This window comes from Peribacillus muralis, from assembly GCF_001439925.1.
GTDB lineage: Bacteria > Bacillota > Bacilli > Bacillales > DSM-1321 > Peribacillus > Peribacillus muralis.
The window spans coordinates 131,334-137,359 of record NZ_LMBV01000007.1 but is presented as its reverse complement, the minus strand read 5'-3'; the positions used below and the strand labels follow the sequence as shown (position 1 = coordinate 137,359).

Sequence of the window (6,026 nt, the reverse complement as noted above, 5' to 3'; positions counted from 1 at the left end):
TAATTGATCACCTGTATATTTAAACGTTGTCCAGTGATCCGCATATTGTACTTTACTAATTTTATTATCAGTATATAAGATTTGAATTCTTTCTTTCTTTTCAATCCCTTTTGTCTCTGAAACAGTTATTAATTGATCTTTGTCATTAAGTGTGAAATCAATTTGATTGCCATATTCATCTTGATAAGAGGAGATGAAAAAGTCAGGTGATTTCTTACCAACTTTAAATGTTTGAACAAATTGATTTTTATCCGTCATTGTATAGGTCGATTCATTTACTTTCACGAGATTTTCATATAGACCTTTTGGAGAAGTAAATTGATTGCCATCTTTTTTAAACAAATGAACCGTGCTATCTTCGTCTGTGTATGAACCGTCGCCATTCTCTATAATTCTTAACGATTCATTGCCAATAAACGTCCAACCTTTACCTAATACAGAATTTTTCGTTGAACGANAATTATACGTACGTGTAAAGTCATATCCTAAATTGCTACGTGTATATAACGTTTCATCAGTAAATTGTATTGCCATATTCCCCGTCGTTACATTAACATTCGCTGTTGCATTTCCAAATGAATGATCTTCATAAGTGAAATAATCTTCTAAACCATTTAAATCCTCTCTCGGATCAACAGTTACGGTTGCTTTATTCGAAACAGGGCTTAAACCGAGTTTTCCTGTCATTTTCCCCTGTTCTGATTCTAAAGCATAGTCGTCGTCCACATAATAGGCTCTAACCGTTGCCGAATAATTTGAGGCAACTCCATAAATCGGTTCAGTTGTGAAAGAAGTTATGCCTTTTACTTGATGTGTTTTCGTTGTTTTATCATCAGAAATCTGAATCTCGTAATACTTGGCAGAAGGAGTGGCATCCCACTTTACGGTCAAGCTGCTTTTGTCATTGACCATATCCGCTAAGTTACTCGTTAGCTTTGCATTTTTAGGGGCATATAGTGGAATGTATCCATAGTTCACATCGGATGAAGCCGAATCTCCCACTGCTGATATGGCTTTGACTCTGATACTATAGCGGTTCGAGCCGTTTCCATAAGTCAGGCTAGGATCCATTGGCAATTCTGTTCCTTTGCCCACGCTTGTCGATTTGTCTAATTCGACTGGATAAAGTTCCTTCAACCCATTTTTCNTAGGCCAGAGCTTTTTCCCCTTTGTACTGACACTGGTTACTTTACCTACCGTAAATTCTTTATATTTTGAACCGTTCCATATCATAACTTTATATCCCGAGGCATTCGCCACCGGTTTCCAGGATATATCTAACCAGCCACGTCCTTTATTCACTGAATCCGTTTCCGGGTACGCAAATGGTTTTACGGTTGGAAGATCCGGAATTCCCACTGGAATAACGGGAATTGTTTTGAAAATGGCCGTTGAAACGGGACTATTTCCATTAGTAAACTTGGCTACTACACGGAATCCATAGTCTTTTTTAGTAGTCGGCGTTCCACTTTTTTTACTAAAAAATTCACTTGGATTTACTGGTAACTCGATTCCAGTTCCATCTGTCCTGTAAGTAGAGCTAGTCGTGTAGGGTGCTTTAGGAAATAGTTTTTTACCCTTGGAGGACCAACTAGTTCCTGTCCCAGAATAAATGGTCTGATAACCTTTTCCATCATACATTTGTAAATCATAAGAATTTGCTCCGTAAACGGAAGCCCACTTAACATCGATATAGCCGTCAGCCTTCCCTTCACCATAGGAAAAGGAACTGACTGTCGGTTCCTTCATTTTTTCGTAGTGGTAACTTATGACCAGTTTAGCTTTTTTGGCACTTTCTGCTGCAGTGATTTTTTTCCAATGCGTTTTGCCATTTCCGTTCGTATGGAACTTAAAGCCATAGTTGGGTCTAGTGCCGTTAACCCAAGCCTGGATGGTATTTTTAACATCAAAATAAGCCCATTGATCTCTAGCAACGGATGTACTCGTTATTTTAGTGGAAGATGGTTTATTGTTCCAAGTCAATTCATCTACATACCATTGTGCTTTTACCTCATCTACCCATATATCCGTTTTTATATCGACATAATAGGAATGGGTCACATAGGCTGCTAATTCAGCAGAATCAATGGTCGCACCCTTTAAATCCCCGATTAAACTGAATTTTATGAACGGGTAATTCGTTCCTGTTGTGTTATCATAATATCCTGTTTTTAATACATATTCCCCTTGTGATGGATCCCACTCTTTATTGTAATTGTTATTGGGATAAGCACTCATTACAAATGTGTCTCCCAAAGCCTCAATCGAGACAGAAGGATCAATATAAATAGGGAAAACCCGCTTAGGCGAAGATAGCCATTCTTTATTAGCATTTAAAACTAATTCATACCTATCGTCCGACTTTTTGAGTTCATAATGGATTTCTGTCGATCGGACACCATCGCCTAACGTCTCGTTATAGTTTGAATCGACCATCATCGGCTTTGGTAAGGTGAAAATAGGTTTTTCTTTCGATTCGTTTTCATAGAATCCTATTGATCCGTCTCTTTCAACTTGACCGTATAAATCAGTTTGAATTGTATAGTGAAATTCATTGATTCCATCATATTCATTCATGATCCAATCTTCTTTTACCTCATTATTTAAGGCAACATGGCGAAGATCGATATTCGGGTATAAAGATTTATGCGTAATTGAATTTTCTTCTATTACTGACCCGGAACTGTAAGTTGGTTTCGTCTGTTTCTCTCCATCAGAGGCATGTGTTACCTCAAAGGATAGCTTATGTTCTCCTGACTGATAAATTACAGGTTTATTTTCCCCTAATTTTTCAGGAAACATAGATTCCAAGTTTGTTGTTTCCGTTTCGATGTAGCCTTTATTATCTTTCTCTACTAACTCTTCGGAAATGGGCTTGTACTTTCCGTCCACTTTGTTATGTATTTCTTCTTGATAAATCTCTTTAACAAAGCTTCCTTCTCCATCCGTGAAGGTTTTTGAACTTTCGGTTCTTTCTTTCATCACTTCATCCAAATTGTCTGTTGCCACTAATTCATTTTCATCTTGATCGACCTGAGGTTCCTTTAGGTTGTCACTGGCCCCTGTATATGCTGGCAAAATGCTGCATAACAAAGCCAAAATCAAGATCGATGCTATGTACTTTCTGAATTTAAACAAAATATTCCCTCCTATACCAATCTACTCCAACAGATTGTACAACAGTTAATATTTCCTAGCAAATCAGCGAATAAACTTAAATTATACAAAAAATAACTAAATAAAAGTACTTTTTTACCACAATAAAAGAACCACTAGTGTATGATCGATAAAAAAATAATCTTAAGTGATTAAGTTAAAGGACCCAAAATATTAAAGAAAATCCAATTATATACGTATGAGGTAGCAAGAATTATTGAAAATAAAATTTTTAGAAACGATAAATTCCGAAGAACTTTTTCCAATTAAAGGCGTACTTATAGGATTCGTGGACTGTGGTAATGAAGCGAAATAAACAGATGGAAACGGAGATGATACCCCATGAGGAGCGCGGCGAAACAAAGCAATTCCTGGTATCAGTAATGTGTAACGTCAATAAGTTTCCATAAAGCACATATTATTACGAAAATAATTCCTTGAGCTAACCATCAAGGCAATTACGATACTCCAAGCCAGCCGCCAAAACTATGGCACGCTGAAAATTAAAGTCTAACTTCAGAAATGTGGGTACATGACGTGGAATAAAACGAACAATATACAATTCCTGCGGGAAATGCGCGTCTACGTGAGACAACGCAGGCTGAAAGCCGAGGATGCTCACGGACCGCCCGCGGAAAGCGAGTGCCTGCAGTGCAATGGAACGTTCATTGTACAAATCCTCCAATAACCGGACAATTAAAGGTATTATCTTCGTATTCACGCAGAGTGGAATGATACGTTCTTGGTATAAATCCTCAAAATTCGGGGAATTTGAGATGCTATCTTCGTTCTTATGCAGAGTGGAAGGGAACGGAGGGCAACGAGACTCCTGCTTAGAAATGCGCGTCTACGTGAGACCCCGCAGCCGAGGATGCTCACGGACCGCCTCTGGAAAGCTAAGTGCCTGCAGTGCAATGGAACGTTCATTGTACAAACCCTCTAAAACCTAGGGCAATAAGAATTCATCTTGTTTACACGTAAAATTGAAAGGAACCCTCCAATAAAAAAAACTGCAGCCAAACTCCAAAAAATTCGAAGTTTGGCTACAGTATGAGAGAGCCTATTGACCCTTACTTGTAAAACTTAATGCGCTCTTCAAGTGGTTGGAATTCTTTTTCACCCGCTGGGGCCGTTGGATGTCCAAAGGGCATTTGGGCAATCAACTTCCAATCAGTTGGAACATCATATTCTTTTTTCACTTCATCATCAATAAGCGGATTATAATGCTGTAACGTTGCCCCTAACCCTTCTCCTTCTAAAGCAGTCCAAACGACCAGTTGATGCATGCCTGATGTTTGCTGTGACCAGATCGGGAAATTATCGGCATAGAGCGCGAATTGTTCTTGCAACGATTTCACAATGGATTGATCTTCAAAGAATAAAACAGTCCCATAGCCAGCTTTAAAGGAATCCATTTTTTGCTGCGTGCTTGTGAAATCCCTCTCCCCAACTGCTTTTTTTAACTCCTGTGTGGTGATGTCCCATAATTTATCATGAGCTGCACCAGTCAAAACAACAACACGGGTAGTTTGGGAATTAAATGCCGATGGTGTATGTTTTACGGCAAACTCGACAATCTCCTTAATCTTCTCGTCAGATACTTGTATCTCCTTATTGATTCCATAATAAGAACGTCTCTCTTTGATAGCTGTGTAAAAATCTTTCGTCATCATTCATTCCTCCTGAGTTTTTTCTATAGTGCTAGTATTTCTGCCTGCTTTAGTATGAGCAGAAACCAAGTCATTATTCTTTAGGGAACGCCTTGGTGCTTCTTACTGTATCGATCGGACGAACCAATTTTTCGATATGATCTCTTTTCGGTTCCAGGAAAGGTGGCAATGATAGCTTTTCTCCAAGCGTCTCATATGGTTCATCTCCCATAAACCCAGGTCCATCGGTGGCAAACTCGAATAAGATTTGTGGTGCGACTCGAACGTAAAGCGATTCGAAAAAGTGACGGTCGACATAACCGGATGTTTGAAATTGGAAGCTTTCCATACGTTCAATCCATTCTTCCAAAACAGAACGATCCTCAACGCGGAAAGCTGTATGGTGAACCGTTCCGAAACCTTGTCTAGCTTGAGGCAGTGTTGAATCATGCTCGACAATAACTTGTGCCCCATTTCCGCCTTCGCCTACTTCAAAAAGATGAAATGACCCTTCTTGATCCACTTCTTTGAATAAAAGTACTTGCTCCATCATTTCCTTGAAATAATCGAAGTTGGCAATCCGAATGAAAATCGGTCCTAATCCTGTAATCGCGTATTCAAGAGGTATCGGACCATTTTGCCAAGGGATTCCTGCTGCAACTCCTTCATTGTTTTCGTCTGAAATCAATTGATAGTGTTGATCATCGAAATCTACGAAGGATAAAGTTTTTTTGCCAAATTGAGCTTGAATTCCAGTATGACTCACTTCTAACCGGTCAAAACGTTCAGCCCAATATTGTAATGCGGCATCATTCGGCACACGGAATGATGTTTTTGAAATCTCGTTAGTCCCATGTACCCCCTTTTGAATGCCTGGAAAGTCAAAGAAGGTCATATCCGTTCCCGCACCGCCAACATCATCCGCAAAAAACAGGTGATAGGTTTGGATATCATCTTGATTAACGGTTTTTTTGACTAAACGCATTCCCAATATATAAGTGAAAAATTCATAATTTTTCTCTGCACTGCTTGTGATAGCTGTAACGTGGTGTATCCCTTTTAATCCATTCATCTACTTTTCCTCCTAATAAACGTTTTATCTTAAGGATGTTCAGCTTTTCATCAATTCCCTACATTTTCCCTTCAAGCAGCTTTGTTTATTCATTACGTATCATGTAATGAATTTTCGCAAACACTATCTCGAATTAATATATCTCAACT

Annotated in this window: 4 protein-coding genes and 1 pseudogene; all 5 read right to left on the bottom strand. The window is 38.8% G+C overall.

All coding sequences use genetic code 11. The annotated features are described in order from the left end of the window. Nucleotides 1–457 (bottom strand): annotated as a pseudogene (locus ASU00_RS26920) (hypothetical protein); the annotation flags it as partial. Nucleotide 458: 1 nt separating this feature from the next. Continuing rightward, nucleotides 459–687 (bottom strand): hypothetical protein (locus ASU00_RS26915; RefSeq protein WP_413783524.1); only part of this gene is annotated, 229 nt, incomplete at its 3' end. 461 nt (nt 688–1,148) lie between these two features. Then, nucleotides 1,149–2,436 (bottom strand): DNRLRE domain-containing protein (locus ASU00_RS26910; RefSeq protein WP_461786764.1); only part of this gene is annotated, 1,288 nt, incomplete at its 3' end. Nucleotides 2,437–4,226: 1,790 nt separating this feature from the next. After that, on the bottom strand, nt 4,227–4,826 hold the full coding sequence (locus ASU00_RS11555) for a nitroreductase family protein (protein WP_057913615.1): 600 nt from the start codon (nt 4,824–4,826) through the stop codon (nt 4,227–4,229). Nucleotides 4,827–4,899: 73 nt separating this feature from the next. Beyond that, nucleotides 4,900–5,877, bottom strand: coding sequence for a ring-cleaving dioxygenase (locus ASU00_RS11550; RefSeq protein ID WP_057913614.1), 978 nt, complete (start codon nt 5,875–5,877; stop codon nt 4,900–4,902). Between the last annotated feature and the right edge of the window lie 149 nt (nt 5,878–6,026).